Source organism: Pseudomonas asplenii, assembly GCF_001293465.1.
GTDB classification, from domain to species: Bacteria; Pseudomonadota; Gammaproteobacteria; order Pseudomonadales; family Pseudomonadaceae; genus Aquipseudomonas; species Aquipseudomonas fuscovaginae_B.
The window spans coordinates 681737-695840 of record NZ_JSYZ01000009.1 but is presented as its reverse complement, the minus strand read 5'-3'; the positions used below and the strand labels follow the sequence as shown (position 1 = coordinate 695840).

15 protein-coding genes are annotated in these 14104 nt (G+C 61.6%); 9 read left to right on the top strand and 6 right to left on the bottom strand.

The window, feature by feature from the left end; all coding sequences use genetic code 11:
- Nucleotides 1–54: 54 nt before the first annotated feature.
- Nucleotides 55–243 carry a hypothetical protein gene (locus PF66_RS15000; protein WP_017902154.1) on the bottom strand — a complete coding sequence of 63 codons (189 nt, stop codon included), beginning with the start codon at nt 241–243 and terminating at the stop codon, nt 55–57.
- Between the two features lie 644 nt (nt 244–887).
- Between PF66_RS15000 and PF66_RS14995 the strand changes: the two genes are divergently transcribed.
- Nucleotides 888–1334 (top strand): hypothetical protein, encoded by a 447-nt coding sequence (locus PF66_RS14995; RefSeq protein ID WP_054063102.1) that lies wholly within the window; start codon nt 888–890, stop codon nt 1332–1334.
- A 130-nt stretch (nt 1335–1464) separates the two neighbouring features.
- Complete coding sequence (locus PF66_RS14990; protein WP_054063101.1) at nt 1465–2232, top strand: hypothetical protein; 768 nt, start codon at nt 1465–1467, stop codon at nt 2230–2232.
- Nucleotides 2233–2287: 55 nt separating this feature from the next.
- On the opposite strand, the gene PF66_RS14985 is transcribed toward PF66_RS14990, so the two are convergent.
- From PF66_RS14985 to purM, 3 genes are read right to left on the bottom strand one after another with little or no spacing between them, the layout of a single operon-like run.
- Nucleotides 2288–3001, bottom strand: a complete 714-nt coding sequence (locus tag PF66_RS14985; RefSeq protein ID WP_054059797.1) for a DUF3108 domain-containing protein — start codon at nt 2999–3001, stop codon at nt 2288–2290.
- An 8-nt stretch (nt 3002–3009) separates the two neighbouring features.
- The gene (purN, locus tag PF66_RS14980; RefSeq protein WP_054059796.1) at nt 3010–3672 is read right to left on the bottom strand and encodes a phosphoribosylglycinamide formyltransferase; all 663 of its coding nucleotides are present in this window, start codon (nt 3670–3672) and stop codon (nt 3010–3012) included.
- Nucleotides 3672–4730 carry a phosphoribosylformylglycinamidine cyclo-ligase gene (purM, locus tag PF66_RS14975; protein ID WP_054059795.1) on the bottom strand — a complete coding sequence of 353 codons (1059 nt, stop codon included), beginning with the start codon at nt 4728–4730 and terminating at the stop codon, nt 3672–3674. The genes purN and purM overlap by 1 nt, the downstream gene beginning before the upstream one ends.
- Nucleotides 4731–5106: 376 nt before the next feature.
- Between purM and PF66_RS14970 the strand changes: the two genes are divergently transcribed.
- From PF66_RS14970 to PF66_RS14945, 6 genes are all read left to right on the top strand, one after another.
- Complete coding sequence (locus tag PF66_RS14970; protein WP_054063100.1) at nt 5107–6150, top strand: DUF2066 domain-containing protein; 1044 nt, start codon at nt 5107–5109, stop codon at nt 6148–6150.
- A 36-nt stretch (nt 6151–6186) separates the two neighbouring features.
- On the top strand, nt 6187–7251 hold the full coding sequence (locus tag PF66_RS14965) for an AI-2E family transporter (protein ID WP_054063099.1): 1065 nt from the start codon (nt 6187–6189) through the stop codon (nt 7249–7251).
- A gap of 234 nt (nt 7252–7485) precedes the next feature.
- Nucleotides 7486–8190, top strand: coding sequence for a DnaA regulatory inactivator Hda (hda, locus tag PF66_RS14960; RefSeq protein ID WP_054060433.1), 705 nt, complete (start codon nt 7486–7488; stop codon nt 8188–8190).
- A 231-nt stretch (nt 8191–8421) separates the two neighbouring features.
- The gene (locus PF66_RS14955) at nt 8422–9057 is read left to right on the top strand and encodes a C40 family peptidase (protein WP_054063098.1); all 636 of its coding nucleotides are present in this window, start codon (nt 8422–8424) and stop codon (nt 9055–9057) included.
- 233 nt (nt 9058–9290) lie between these two features.
- Complete coding sequence (locus PF66_RS14950; RefSeq protein WP_054063097.1) at nt 9291–9827, top strand: C40 family peptidase; 537 nt, start codon at nt 9291–9293, stop codon at nt 9825–9827.
- Nucleotides 9828–9854: 27 nt separating this feature from the next.
- Nucleotides 9855–10517 carry a class I SAM-dependent methyltransferase gene (locus tag PF66_RS14945; RefSeq protein WP_054060436.1) on the top strand — a complete coding sequence of 221 codons (663 nt, stop codon included), beginning with the start codon at nt 9855–9857 and terminating at the stop codon, nt 10515–10517.
- A 9-nt stretch (nt 10518–10526) separates the two neighbouring features.
- On the opposite strand, the gene PF66_RS14940 is transcribed toward PF66_RS14945, so the two are convergent.
- On the bottom strand, nt 10527–11843 hold the full coding sequence (locus tag PF66_RS14940; RefSeq protein WP_054060437.1) for a PQQ-dependent sugar dehydrogenase: 1317 nt from the start codon (nt 11841–11843) through the stop codon (nt 10527–10529).
- Between the two features lie 198 nt (nt 11844–12041).
- Between PF66_RS14940 and PF66_RS14935 the strand changes: the two genes are divergently transcribed.
- Entirely contained in the window at nt 12042–13175 is a 1134-nt protein-coding gene (locus PF66_RS14935; RefSeq protein WP_081009852.1) for an acyl-CoA dehydrogenase family protein, read from the top strand.
- Here the strand turns inward: PF66_RS14935 and PF66_RS14930 are convergent.
- Nucleotides 13144–14013 carry a LysR family transcriptional regulator gene (locus PF66_RS14930; protein WP_054063095.1) on the bottom strand — a complete coding sequence of 290 codons (870 nt, stop codon included), beginning with the start codon at nt 14011–14013 and terminating at the stop codon, nt 13144–13146. The genes PF66_RS14935 and PF66_RS14930 overlap by 32 nt on opposite strands.
- Nucleotides 14014–14104: the final 91 nt, after the last annotated feature.

Below are 14104 nucleotides of genomic sequence, written 5' to 3'. Positions count from 1 at the left end.
TTTTGGCCGGCGCCACCGGCTGCGTGGGCCGGCGATGCCATTGGAGCCAGGGCTTCAGGAGTTTTGTGCCTGACGCTTCAGTTCGAGGCTTTCCAGTTCGCTCTTGTATTGTTGAGCATCGGCCTCGTTGTGAAACATGCCTACCAGCAGGTCCTGTTGATGGACGTCCCAGATCCGGATACCGGCGGCCAGGCCTTCATGGGACATGTGTGCATCATCGCGTTCGGTCACTTTTACGGTCATCTGCAAGCTCCTGTTACTGTTGAGCTGCGGCAATGCGTCGCAGGACTTCGTTATATGATTCATTAGCTTCCTACGTAAATCGTTGGGAAATGAAATTCACTTTTGCAAAATCTGTATCAATCCGCTGAGGCCCGGATTTACTGGGTTTCACGGTTTCACTCGGTGCTTTGCTGACAAAAGTTTCATGTTTGCGCAGTGGAAAGTCGCGTGCCAGAGCGTTGCAATCGCTGGCGCCGGAGGGGCTGTTCCAGCCGGTGGCGATATGTTCCGGCAGTTATCAGAGCTTTCCTGCTTGGAACTTTTTGTGCTAAATACATTCGCCCCAGGAATAATGGGGCACCCTGAAGTTTCGCGGTATCTCCGGCCAGGCGGCCGGATCGAGGGAGAGAAAACGTTCGGCATGGAAGCCACAGTCAACGCCTGCATCTATCTGGCAGCCTCATGCTGCCGCCTGCATCGTCCACCCCTGGCGCTCGGCGAGACGGTCGCTTCTAACTGAAGCTTCTGTCCGGACCGTAAGCGGGGTTCTGTGTTTTCCATGATTTTCGACGTTCTGCCATCGACCTGGCTGTACCCGGGACGGATGTCTCCGGGGAGTCGGAAAGACCGTGGATAGGGAATCCAACCAACACAGGAGTAGAAGCATGAAGCTGTCCAAGTCGGTGTTTTCGGTAGCGGCCCTGGCCACCCTGGCGGCCGGATCGGCGTTCGCCGGGCCGCCGGTGTCCGTGACCTTCAAGAACCTCGGTACCGCCGATGCCACCTACAAGATCATCACCAGCAACGAAGCCACCACCAGCGTCAATGCGGTGCCCAAGCCGGTGACCACGGTCAAGGCTGGCGGGGCTGACACCTACGTCGTCCAGAGCAACATCTCTCCGCTCGCCAACTATGCCAACCTGCGCTACACCATCGGCAACAAGACCTGCACCTTCCTGGCCACCTATGTCGCAATGGCCGGCCCGCTGGGGTCGACCACGCCGAAATGGAACAACACCGCGACTCCAAGCGGTGGTGCGGTGTGCACGGCGAAAGTGACTTCGACCAACATCTCCACCTATGCCTGGTCCGTCGAATTCACCATGAAGTAAGTCGGTGGCGGAGCCTGCGGGCTCCGCTTTCCTGCCGTCCATCGTGTCCGGTCAAGTTTCCTGAAACAACGCCGATACAATCTGACAGGCCAGGGTTTGAGGAGTGGCCATCAACAGGGAGGGTCCCATCTTGGTAGGTTCAATCAATTCCAGTTCGCTGTCCGGCGCCCAGGTCACCACGGTTTCGTCCGCCCAGGGCGACTCCGCCAAGGCTGCAACGGCGGTTCCCGCAACCACCGGGCAGAAGGACACCAGTCGTCTTTCCCCGCTTTCTCGGCAACTGAGCGAGAGCGCCGCCCGTGCCGCCGCCAGGGATGCAAGCCTGAGTCGAAAGGAGTTGGGGGCCAAGGCCAGCGAACTGCTGGGCCAGATCAGCGGCGATGGCTACTTCGCCAACAAGGCGGCCAACGATGCCGAGGTACCGGCGACCGATGATCCCGAGTTGCTGGCGCGGGCACGCAATGCCACCGACTTCGTCAATGGCAATGGCCGCAACCCCTTTGCCGGCATGTCGCAGGACCAGCTCTCGCTGATCATCTACGACGACAGTGGCAACTTTACCGCCAACGAGCGACGCGCGGCCTGGAGCGAGTCCTCCGATCAGGAATATGCCTGGCGCCAGAAGGCCGTGGCCAGTGCGATGGCCGAATACAATGAGACCGGCAAGCTGACCAAGTTCTTCACCTCGGCACTGGAGCATTACAAGGAGCTGCCGGCGATCGAACAGGCTCAGTATCCGAACAGTTATGAGGCCAAGCTGCAGACCTGGATCGCCCTCGACTTCAACTACAAGACCCACACCGTCGAAGGTCAGGGCAGTCCGCAGGCAATATTGGACAAGGTGCTCGCGCTGGACAGCGAGACCTTCGACGAGAGCCGTTCAGGCCCCGCGGTCTGAAGCGCCAATAAAAAGCCCCGCATCCGGCGGGGCTTTTTATTGGCGTTGTGGCGACTCAGTTGCCCTTGACGGGCTTGCCGTCGACGGTACCGTCCTGGAGCATGATGTTGTACTCCTTGCCGTCGGTCTCGACCTGGCGCAGGGCGACCAGGATGTAGCCCCAGTCCTTGGCGAACCACATCTGGGTGATGCGCTTGCTCTGCGTTGGATCACGTACCCGCTCGACCTTGATCGCATCGATCGTGCCGGCCTTGGTCTGGACCTTTTCCGGGCCGATCACGCGGAAGTCGTAGGTGTCGGTATCGGTGCCTTCGGCAACCCGGTAGCTCATGCTCTTCTTGCCGGCGGCCACGTCACGCTGCAGGGCCAACTGGTAGGTGGACTTGTCCAGCATGCCGCTTTCCAGGGGCAGGTTGACCGAGTCCTTGCCTTCGAAACCGGTGACCTTGTTGCTCGCCCAGTCGAAGTCCAGGTTGATCTTCTTGGCCTTGCCCAGGCCGCCGCGCTCGAAGGTGTAGGTCTGTGGCAGCAGCTTGTCCTTCTCGAGGCGCAGGGTGCTTTCCTCGGTCAGGCTGGCGATCATCATGGAAGCCTTGAAGTTCAGGGTCCAGGTGCCGTTGTCGTTTTTCTTCAGGCTGCGTTCGGCCGAACCGCTCATGGGCAGTTGTTTCCAGTCTGCGGTGTAGCTGGCGGAGAACGGCTGAAGATCCGCCGCCTGCACCACGGGCAGGGCGAGCAGGGTAAGAGCGAAGAGCAAAGCACGACGCATAAAATCTCCTAGGTTCGAATCGAATGACCGCTGGCCGCGAGTAGCTGGCCGTCCAGCAAGGCACCCTGTTCGCCAAGGCGCAAGCGCCCTTCGGCGAACCAGCGTACCGCCAGGGGGTAAATCCTGTGTTCCTGGGTATGCACCCGTTGCGCCAGACTCTGCGCCGAATCACCAGACTCTACCGTAACCACAGCCTGTACGACCAGAGGCCCGCCATCGAGTTCCTCGGTGACGAAGTGTACGCTGCAGCCATGCTCGGCATCGCCGGCGTCCAGGGCGCGCTGGTGCGTGTGCAGGCCCTTGTACTTGGGCAACAGCGAAGGATGGATATTGAGCAGGCGCCCCTGATAGTGACGGACGAAATCGGCGCTGAGGATGCGCATGAAGCCGGCCAGGACCACCAGTTGCGGATTGAAGGCGTCGATCAGTTCGATCAGGGCTGCATCGAAGGCTTCGCGGCCTTCGAAGGCCTTGTGATCCAGGGCGCGGGTTTCGATACCCGCGTCCCTGGCGCGTTGCAGGCCGTAGGCGTCGGCACGGTTGGAGATCACCGCGGCGATATGGGCCGGGTTGCCTCCGGTCCGCACGTCGTCGATCAGGGCCTGCAAGTTGCTGCCGGAGCCCGACAGCAACACCACGACGCTGCAGGTCGGGCTTATCGGCTCGGACATCAGTGAGCCTTGAGGTTCTTCAGCTCGACCTGGGCGGCGCCTTCGGCGGCCACGGCGATCTGGCCGATGACCCAAGGCTGTTCGCCGGCTTCGCGCAGCACGTTCAGGGCGCTTTCAACGTGTTCCTGGGCCACGCAGATGACCATGCCGACGCCGCAGTTCAGCACGCGGTGCATCTCGGTTTCGTTGACGTTGCCTTTTTCCTGCAGCCAGTCGAACACCGCCGGACGCTGCCAGCTGGCCACGTCGATCACGGCCTGGGCGCCTGCCGGCAGGACGCGCGGGATGTTGTCCAGCAGGCCGCCCCCGGTGATGTGGGCCATGGCCTTGACTGCGCCGGTTTCCTTGATCAGCTTGAGCAGCGGCTTGACGTAGATGCGGGTTGGCGCCATCAGCAGGTCGGTCAGTGGCTTGCCGTCGAGCTGGGTGTTCTCGATGTCGGCGCCGGAGACTTCGATGATCTTGCGGATCAGCGAGTAGCCGTTGGAGTGCGGGCCGGAAGAAGGCAGGGCAATCAGGGCGTCGCCGGTGGCCACTTTCGAGCCATCGATGATTTCCGATTTTTCCACCACGCCGACGCAGAAGCCGGCCAGGTCGTAGTCCTCGCCTTCGTACATGCCCGGCATTTCAGCGGTTTCGCCGCCGACCAGGGAGCAGCCGGACAGCTCGCAGCCGGCGCCGATGCCGGTGACCACCTGGGCGGCGGTGTCGACGTTGAGCTTGCCGGTGGCGTAGTAGTCGAGGAAGAACAGCGGCTCGGCGCCGCAGACCACCAGGTCGTTCACGCACATGGCCACCAGGTCGATGCCGATGCTGTCGTGCTTGTTCAGGTTCAGCGCCAGGCGCAGCTTGGTGCCGACGCCGTCGGTGCCGGAGACCAGGACCGGCTGCTTGTAACCGGCCGGGATCTCGCAGAGGGCGCCGAAACCGCCCAGGCCGCCCATGACTTCCGGACGCGCAGTACGCTTGGCCACGCCTTTGATGCGTTCGACCAATGCTTCACCGGCGTCGATGTCTACACCGGCGTCCTTGTAGCTCAGGGAGGGTTGCTTGCTCATGATCCAGGCCTATAGGGGGGATTCTTGGGGTATCGACCGGGAACGACGGGACCACCGCAAGGCCGACTGCAAGTCGGCTTTTCAGTTGTCCGGCCATTGCCGGTCTGCGAAGGCGCGCGATTTTATCAGGCTTGAGCAGCAGCGGCCATCCTCGGGCCGACGGGCAGGGCGATATCGGCGAAAAAATCCGTGGCTGTCGGCGCTGGCTGCATCGGGCGCTGCTGTATAAGGTATAGCCTCATCAACCGCTGTCTTTGATGACAGCGGAAAAACTTTCGTGATGGTATGAATGATGGCACTGCGCTGTGGTCACACGCCTGTCCCTTTGTATTCATGCGGTCGTTCCAAGCCGTTTTCTGCCTGTCGGGAATTGTCCATGCGTCTGTTCAAGTTACTGAGTGCCGGTTGCCTGTCGTTGTTGAGCCTGGCGATCCATGCCGAAACCTTCAATGGGCTGTACCAGGTGCGCGAGCCGGTCAGCAGCCAGTCCCCCGATGAGCGCAACCAGGCCACCCAGCGGGCGCTGGAAACCCTGGTGCTGCGCCTCACCGGTGACCCCAAGGCGCTGCAGAGCGCGGGGTTGGCCGAGGTGCGCAAGGACCCGCAGCAGATCATCAGCCAGTATGGCTACGACGCCGGGCCACCGGAGAGCCTGCAGGTGGATTTCGACCCGGTGAGCACCGACCGCGCCTTGCGCGGCGCCGGGTTGTCGTTGTGGGGCAGCAATCGCCCCGCGATTCTCGGCTGGTGGCTGAACGATTCCACCGAGGGTTCGAGCCTGGTGGGTGATGGCCAGTCGGCGGCGGAGCCATTGCGTCGCGCGGCGCAGCATCGCGGCCTGCCACTGCGCCTGCCGCTGGCTGACCTGGAAGAGCAGATCGTCGCCACCGCGAAGAATCTCGAGGGGGCGGATGCCACGCCGTTGCAGGCGGCGTCCGAGCGATATGGCGCCGATGCCCTGCTGGCGGTACATGCCCGCCAGAACGGCGCGCAGTGGGAGGCCAAGTGGCGCCTGTGGCTGGGCGGCCAGAAGGAGCAGGGTACGGTGCAGGGCGCGGACACCGCGGCGCTGGCCGATGCCGTGCTGCTGGCGGTGAGCGAGCGCCTGGCGCCACGTTTCGCCGTCAAGCCGGGAGTGGCCACGGAGCAGTTGCTGGAGGTGCAGGGCATGACCCTGGAGCATTATGGCGCGCTGGAGCGCCTGCTCGAGCCGTTCGGTGGTCGGCCGGTGAGCGTGGACGGCGACCGCATCGTCTATCAGGTCAGTGGCAGCGCGGAGCAGTTGCGCGCGCAACTGGGGTTGGCGAAGTTGCAGGAAGTGCCTGCGGGCGAGGCGCCTGCGCCGGCCCCGGCGGCGAGCGATCCGGCGGCGGCCAATGCGGCTCCGGTTGCAACGCCGCAACTGCGCTTTCGTTGGTAATTCATTTTTCTTCTATATATAGGGCTGGAATCGTCCATGACTGACATTCGCCGATGGATCTGGCTGGGCGCGGCATTTGGGCTGTGTTTGCTGGTGTATCTGCTGCACCCGATCCTGTCGCCGTTCCTGGTGGGTATCCTGCTGGCCTACCTGTTCGACCCGGTGGTCGACCGGCTGGAGAAGTTCGGCCTGTCGCGGACCTGGGGCGTGGTCACGGTGTTTGCCCTGTTCACCCTGATCCTGATGACCTTGCTGCTGGTGCTGGTGCCGATGCTGGCCAAGCAGTTGGTGCGGCTCTATGAGCTGGCGCCGCAGGTGCTCGACTGGCTGCAGCACACCGCGATGCCCTGGGCGCAGCAAAAGTTCGGCCTGGCGGACGGCTTCTGGAAGTTCGACAAGGTCAAGGCCGCCATCAGCGAGCACATGGGGCAGACCACCGATATCGTCGGTGTGGTGCTGTCCCAGGCCACCGCGTCGGGCCTGGCACTGATGGGCTGGCTGGCCAACCTGGTGTTGATCCCGGTGGTGAGCTTCTACCTGCTGCGGGACTGGGACCTGATGATGGCGAAGATCCGCAGCCTGCTGCCGCGCCAGCAGGAAGGTCGCATCGTCGCCCTGGCCGGTGAATGCCACGACGTGCTCGGCGCCTTCGTGCGCGGGCAGTTGCTGGTGATGCTGGCGCTCGGCGGCATCTATGCCGGTGGCCTGATGCTGGTCGGCCTGGAGCTGGGGTTGTTGATCGGCCTGTTGGCGGGGCTGGCGGCCATCGTGCCCTATATGGGCTTCGTCATCGGGATTGGCGCGGCGATCACCGCCGGGTTGTTTCAGTTCGGCGGCGAGTTGTACCCGATGATCGGCATCGTCGCGGTGTTCATGGTCGGCCAGGCCCTTGAGGGTATGGTGCTGACGCCGCTGCTGGTGGGGGATCGCATCGGCCTGCATCCGGTGGCGGTGATCTTTGCGATTCTCGCCGGCGGCGAACTGTTCGGTTTCACCGGGGTGCTGCTGGCGTTGCCGGTGGCGGCGGTGATCATGGTGCTGGTGCGGCATGTCCATGATCTGTACAAGGAATCGGACATGTATGGCTCAGGAGGATCCTGATCTCTGATGCCGCCTTCTGTAGGAATGGTCGGCCGGCGGGCGGCGTTTTGAGTGTGCTGTCCGCAAGTCGGTTCCTGCAGGGGCTGTGCAAGTTTTGACGATGCTTTCCTTTGGTTAACGCAAACCTTTGATTTTGCTTGTGGTCTGTTGCATTGTGCGCCCGGCGTCACGGGTATAAACTTTGCAGACTTTACACAGAGGCCACTAACGGTTCCCGGGAACTGTTCAGTCAGCATGAAACCGATTCAGCTGCCCCTAGGTGTGCGTCTACGGGATGACGCTACCTTCATCAACTACTACCCAGGCGCCAATGCCGCTGCACTCGGCTATGTCGAGCGGCTATGCGAAGCCGACGCCGGGTGGACGGAAAGCCTGATCTATCTGTGGGGCAAGCACGGCGTGGGGCGTACCCACCTGTTACAGGCCGCGTGCCTGCGTTTCGAGCAGTTGGGTGAGCCGGCGGTGTACCTGCCGCTGGCCGAGTTGATGGACCGTGGGGTCGAGCTGCTGGATAACCTCGAACAGTACGAGCTGGTCTGCCTGGATGACCTGCAGGTGATCGCCGGCCGGGCCGACTGGGAAGAGGCGCTGTTTCACCTGTTCAACCGTTTGCGTGACAGTGGTCGGCGCCTGCTGATCGCTGCATCGACCTCGCCCCGTGAGCTGCCGGTGAAGCTGGCCGACCTCAAGTCGCGGCTGACCCTGGCGCTGATTTTCCAGATGCGCCCGCTTTCCGACGAAGACAAACTGCGTGCTTTGCAACTGCGTGCTTCAAGGCGTGGGCTGCACCTGACCGATGAAGTAGGACATTTCATCCTGACTCGTGGTACTCGCAGCATGAGTGCGTTGTTCGAGTTGCTCGAGCGTCTCGATCAGGCTTCCCTGCAGGCCCAGCGCAAGCTGACCATCCCGTTCCTGAAGGAAACCCTGGGCTGGTAACGCACCGGCAAAGTCCCCGGTTATCGGGGGTTTCAGGGCTTTTCGTCAAATTACAGACACGAAAAAAACCGCGCTGAAGTCAATTTTCAGGCGCTTGAAAGACGTTCGGGTATTAAGCCCTTAGATGTTTTCAAGATACAACCGAGTCACATTTTGCCTGATAAAATTTGCAAATGAGGGTGATAGAAGGCATAGTCACACCTTCTAACAAACTCAGCCACGGTCGTGCCCATGCTAAATCGCTTCGCACCCCTCGTGCCTCTCGCACTCGTTACCTTGCTTTTTGGTTGCGCGGCGCATACGCCAGTTTCGCAACAGCAGGTAGATAATTCGGCCAGGGCCGCTTCGGTTTCTGGCGTCAAATCCTCCACAGTGCTGGATGATGAACTGGCTACTGAAAGGGAACTCGCCGAGTTCTCCGACAGCAAGCCTTACCAGTTGCCTGTACTGGCCGACAGCATTCTCGAGCGCGGCATGTCGCTGATCGGTACCCGCTATCGTTTCGGCGGTACCAGCGAGACTTCCGGCTTTGATTGCAGCGGCTTCATCGGTTATCTGTTCCGTGAGGAAGCAGGCCTGGACCTGCCGCGCTCCACGCGCGAGATGATCAACGTGAAGGCGCCGCTGGTGGCCCGCAACAAGCTTAAGCCGGGTGACCTGCTGTTCTTTGCCACCAACGGTCGCCGCGGTCGTGTCAGCCACGCCGGCATTTACCTGGGCGATGACCAGTTCATCCACTCCAGCAGCCGTCGCAGTGGTGGCGTGCGGGTGGACAGCCTGGGCGACAGCTACTGGAGCAAGACCTTCATTGAAGCCAAGCGCGCCCTGGCGATGGCTCCAACCACGGTCACAGCCAGCAACAAGTAAAGCGTCGGACGTTTCAGTGCCGCCAGTCACGGCTGGCGTGCAAGCTGCTAAGCTTCACTGGCAGCTGCGCTGTACAAAAAACGTTCGAAGTTAAAGTGATACTTGAAGTTTGGCGCGTAACCGCTAGAATCCTGACTTATTGCTGAGTACCTGACCGCGCAAGCTATGCCTGCGCGGTTTTGATTTCTCTACGCCACGGCAGAGCAAGCCACATTCAGTCAGGATTTCTGCATATGTCGATCTCGGCCCGCATCGCCCTCGTTGCCCTCACCGCATTGCTCGGTGCCTGTGCCAGTCATCCGCCACCCCCTCCGGCCCCGGTGGCCCGTCCCGTGGTGTTCGCCTCGCCCCAGCCTACCTCGCCGGAAGCCGAAGACGTGCTGTTCCGGGCGCTGGGTCTGGTCGGGACGCCCTATCGCTGGGGCGGCAATACCCCGGACTCCGGTTTTGATTGCAGCGGGCTGATCAGCTACGTCTACCGCGATATGGCAGGTATCAACCTGCCGCGTTCGACCCGCGAAATGATCGTGATGCGTGCGCCGAACGTGCCACAGTCTGCCTTGCAGACCGGCGACCTGATCTTTTTCGCCACCAACGGCGGCTCCCAGGTCAGCCATGCGGGGATCTACGTGGGTGAGGGGCGTTTCGTCCACGCCCCGGCCACCGGCGGAACGGTCAAGCTGGACAGCCTGTCCAAGGCCTATTGGCAGCGTGCCTACCTCAATGCCAAGCGGGTCCTGCCGGCCGAGCATCTGGCGCGGATTCCGTAACCATCCACCGGCTGGCGTGAGGTTGTCATGACCGCCCGCACCCTGCAGCTCGACGATGCGCTCTACCGCTACCTGCTGGAGGTCTCCCTGCGCGAGACGCCGCTGCTGCGCCGTCTGCGCGAGGAAACCCAGGCGCTGCCCATGGCGCGCTGGCAGGTGGCGCCCGAGCAGGGCCAGTTCCTCGCCTTGCTGGTCAGCCTGACCGGCGCCCGACGCCTGCTCGAAGTCGGTACCTTCACCGGCTACAGCGCCTTGTGTATGGCCTCGGCGTTGCCGCAAGACGGTTCGCTGCTGTGTTGCGACATTCCCGGCGACTACAACGCCACGGCACGGCGTTACTGGCGCGAGGCCGGCCTGGCCTCGCGCATCGAACTGCGTCTGGCGCCGGCCCTCGACACCCTGGCCGAACTGGAGCGCCAGGGGCAGGGCGAATCCTTCGACCTGATCTTCATCGACGCCGACAAGGCCAATTATCCGCATTACCTGGAGAGCGCCCTGCGTCTGCTGCGGGTCGGTGGTCTGGCGATTTTCGACAACACCCTGTGGAGCGGACGGGTCCTGGAGGCGCAGGCCCAGAGCGAGGACACCCGGGCCATCCAGGCCCTTAACCGGGCCTTGAAGGATGACGCGCGGGTCGACCTGTCACTGCTGCCCCTGGGCGATGGCCTGACGCTCTGTCGCAAGCGTTAGCGCGGGCTGTTACTGCCTGGCCGGTGAAACACGCCAGACCTTGTTGCCGACGTCGTCTGCCACCAGCAGGTCGCCCTGGCGATCGATCGCCACGCCCACGGGCCGGCCCATGGCGTTTTCCTCCTTGTCGAGAAAACCGCTCAGCACGTCCACCGGCTGACCATTCGGCTTGCCGTCGGCGAAGGGGACGAAGATCACCTTGTAGCCGCTGTGGGGTTTGCGGTTCCACGAACCATGCTGGCCGATGAACGCACCCTGGGTGAAAGGCGCTGGCAGCCTGCTGCCCTGGGCAAATGTCAGCCCGAGGGCGGCGGTGTGGGGGCCGACGGCATAGTCGGGGGCGATGGCCTTGGCAACCATGGCCGGATCCGAAGGCGACACCCGGACATCCACGTGCTGCCCGTAATAGCTGTAGGGCCAGCCGTAGAAGGCGCCATCCTTCACCGAAGTGATGTAGTCCGGCACTAGGTCGCTGCCAATCGCGTCCCGTTCGTTGACCGCCGTCCACAGCGCGCCACTCTGGGGTTCCCAGGCCAGGCCATTGGGGTTGCGCAGGCCGGAGGCGAAGATCCGGTGGTTGCCGTTCGCCGGGTCGACCTCCCAGATCGCCGCACGGCCCTGTTCCTTGTCCAGGCCGTTTTCGCCGACGTTGCTGTTGGAACCGACCGTGACGTAGAGCTTGCTGCCATCCCGGCTGGCGATGACGTTCTTGGTCCAGTGGTGATTGAGTGTGCCGCCGGGCAGGTCGACGACCTTCTGAGGCTTGGCCTTGAGCGTGATGTCACCTTCCTCGTAGTGGAAGCGCAACAGGGCGTCGGTGTCGGCCACGTACAGGTCCTTGCCCACCAGCGTCATGCCGAACGGCGAGTTGAGGCCTTCGATGAAGGTCGTGCGCGTTTCCGCGACCCCATCGTGATTGGCGTCGCGCAACAGCGTGATGCGATTGGCGCTGGGCACGCCGGCTCCGGCGCGGTCCATGACCTTGCCGGCCACCCAGCCGCGGATGCCCTGGTTGTCATCGGGCCTGTCGGGGGCATTGGTCTCGGCGACCAGTACATCGCCGTTGGGCAGTACATACAGCCAGCGTGGATGGTCGAGGTTTTCGGCAAATGCATTGACCTGGGTGCCCGCCGCCGTCAGGGGCCGCGCGCCTTCGGGCCAGCCGATGGCCGGGGCGATGTTGACGGTGGGAATCAGGGTCTTGTTCGGTTCCGGAAGCTTGGGCGAAGGGCCGGTGCCGTCGGCTACCGACAGGCTGGAACTTTCGCCACAAGCAGCCAATCCGCTGGCGAGCAGAATGATCAGCGCGTGTTTCTGCTGGAACATGTTGAATCTCCATTGATGCTTGTGTTTGCCCAGCAATAGAGAGGTCGGATCGATACAGGTTCAATCCTTCCTCCTGCAGCCTGCGCTGGATGGTTCGGGGCATTGACCGCCGTTATCGGGGGTATTGCTGGAACTCGTTGGGCAGGGCTGGGCATTGCGTCCATAAAAAGCACTCCAGTGCAGGCAAGGGAGTATTCCATGAAAACGACAGTCATTGACCCAACGCTATTCCGGGTGGTGGGTTGCAGGGTTGCAGAAGCAAGTTTGTGCCATGACGCTGAAGCGACGCTGGATCGGCGCAGTTGGCGGATGATGGCCGAACTGGGAATGTGGAAAGTACCGGTCGGGGTCGGACAGGGTGGGTTGGGGGGTAGCTGGATCGAATGTGCCGAGTGCCTGGACCAGGTTGCCAGGGAGTGTGAGGACCTGGGGTTCCTCATCACTGTGCTCGGGCACATGGGGTCGTTGCGCCTGCTGTGCCGCTACGGTAGCCCGCAGCAGGTGCAGCGTTGGGTCCCCAGGCTACTGAAAGGCGAGATATCGGTGACAGCGATGACTGAGTCCTCGGGTGGCTCGGACCTGTCGAAAATGCAGTTGTCGGCTGTCGAGCAGAGCGGCGGTTATCGTCTGACAGGACAGAAGAAACACATTACCAACGCACCTGTTGCCACCATGGGCATGCTGGCGGGGCGTGTGCCAGCGCTGGGTAACAGGCGCGACATCACCCTGTTCTTCATGGATCTGGATATACCCGGCATCACGCAGGGGGAGGAGGAGCGCAATCTTGGGATTCGTACCAGTCCGACCGCCGACCTGAATTTTGATGATGTGCTCCTGCAGCCTGACAACATTGTCGGTCTGCCCGGTGGTGGTTTGAGCGTGCTCTACGACATCATTGCCTTCGAGCGGGCGTTGTACGGGATCATCGCCGCCGGACTGATCGACAGTATGATCCGCCTGGCAATGAGCCGAAGCCAGCAGCGCCAGGCATTCGGCCAGATGATTGGTTCATTCCAGTACATTCAGGGGCGCCTTACGGATATGAAAATGTCGTCCATCATTTGTCGCGGGTTGGCCTACGAGGCGTTGGGGCTGTTGGAGCGTAATCATGCCGAGGCTTCCATAGCCTGTTCCACGGCGAAGTACCAGGCGGCCGAGAGTCTGATGAGAACTGCCGAAAGCCTGATGCAGATCCATGGTCACCAAGGCTACTGCGATCCCAGGATCGGCAAGTACCTGCGTGATGCTGCAGGTTTGAAGATCGCAGGTGGCACCAACGACATACAGAGGGTCAATATCTTCAATCAGATGTTAAAACTGTCGCTGCGCTGATGGTGTTGAGGACCTCCATCATCTGGATGGCCAGACTATTGACTGCCGGGCTGGCCTGGGAGGAGATCTTGGCGGACAGGTGCAATTGGGGAAGGGGTGGCAGTTCGTCGGTGTCGATGATGTGCAGGCCGACGGGAACTCCACGTGTCGGCAGTACGCCGATGGCTTTGTCGGCGGCAATCGCTGCTTCAAGGGGGATGAGGTCGCTGGCGCTACAAAGAATACTGAAACTTCTACCGTGATCTTCCAGGGCCTTCTGTGCTATCTGGCGAATGGTACTGCCCGGCGCCGGTAGTGCCAGGGCAATGGGTGTGTCCTGGTGCAGTCGGGAGCCGTGGGCTGATACCCAGCTCAAGGAAATATTGCTGAGAGTTGGTCCATCAGTTGGGGCGGCTTGCAACAGGAAGGCAATATCCAGGAGGTGGCAGTCGACCATTTTCGAAAGGTTTGCGCTGCGGTCGCTCAGGAATGAACAGTGGACATCGAAGGGTCCAGTGCTGTCGAGTATTTTCCCGATGACCTGCGGGTCGTGCAGTTCGGGCAGGCCGATCCTGATGCATGACGGCATGTGCTCGTTGACCACCGAACTGATCAGTTCGTCATTGAGCCGCAGTATCTTCAAGGCATACTCATGGACTTTCAGCCCGGCGGGTGTCAGGCGTACTTCCTTTCCTCGCTCCAGCAGTTGCCTGTCAGTAAGCTGTTCCAGTTTCTTTATCTGCAGGCTGATGGCCGATTGCGTGCGGAAAAGCTTTTCGGCTGCCCGGGTGAACCCTCTGGTGTCGTTGACATAAACAAGAGCCCTGAGTAGATCCATATCGATGTTGATGAGTTTCATCGCGACAGGCTTTCAGTTGATAAGAGACTATCCTTCTCCTCCCTTTTTCGGCTGTCAGCGGAAGTTTGCTGGCATTCGTGTAGGGAGACTC

Coding starts and splice junctions, on each gene's coding strand:
- PF66_RS15000 (WP_017902154.1), bottom strand. CDS start 243: ATGACCGTAAAAGTGACCGAACGCGATGATGCACACATGTCCCATGAA.
- PF66_RS14995 (WP_054063102.1), top strand. CDS start 888: ATGAAGCTGTCCAAGTCGGTGTTTTCGGTAGCGGCCCTGGCCACCCTG.
- PF66_RS14985 (WP_054059797.1), bottom strand. CDS start 3,001: ATGCGTCGTGCTTTGCTCTTCGCTCTTACCCTGCTCGCCCTGCCCGTG.
- purN (WP_054059796.1), bottom strand. CDS start 3,672: ATGTCCGAGCCGATAAGCCCGACCTGCAGCGTCGTGGTGTTGCTGTCG.
- purM (WP_054059795.1), bottom strand. CDS start 4,730: ATGAGCAAGCAACCCTCCCTGAGCTACAAGGACGCCGGTGTAGACATC.
- PF66_RS14970 (WP_054063100.1), top strand. CDS start 5,107: ATGCGTCTGTTCAAGTTACTGAGTGCCGGTTGCCTGTCGTTGTTGAGC.
- PF66_RS14965 (WP_054063099.1), top strand. CDS start 6,187: ATGACTGACATTCGCCGATGGATCTGGCTGGGCGCGGCATTTGGGCTG.
- hda (WP_054060433.1), top strand. CDS start 7,486: ATGAAACCGATTCAGCTGCCCCTAGGTGTGCGTCTACGGGATGACGCT.
- PF66_RS14955 (WP_054063098.1), top strand. CDS start 8,422: ATGCTAAATCGCTTCGCACCCCTCGTGCCTCTCGCACTCGTTACCTTG.
- PF66_RS14950 (WP_054063097.1), top strand. CDS start 9,291: ATGTCGATCTCGGCCCGCATCGCCCTCGTTGCCCTCACCGCATTGCTC.
- PF66_RS14945 (WP_054060436.1), top strand. CDS start 9,855: ATGACCGCCCGCACCCTGCAGCTCGACGATGCGCTCTACCGCTACCTG.
- PF66_RS14940 (WP_054060437.1), bottom strand. CDS start 11,843: ATGTTCCAGCAGAAACACGCGCTGATCATTCTGCTCGCCAGCGGATTG.
- PF66_RS14935 (WP_081009852.1), top strand. CDS start 12,042: ATGAAAACGACAGTCATTGACCCAACGCTATTCCGGGTGGTGGGTTGC.
- PF66_RS14930 (WP_054063095.1), bottom strand. CDS start 14,013: ATGAAACTCATCAACATCGATATGGATCTACTCAGGGCTCTTGTTTAT.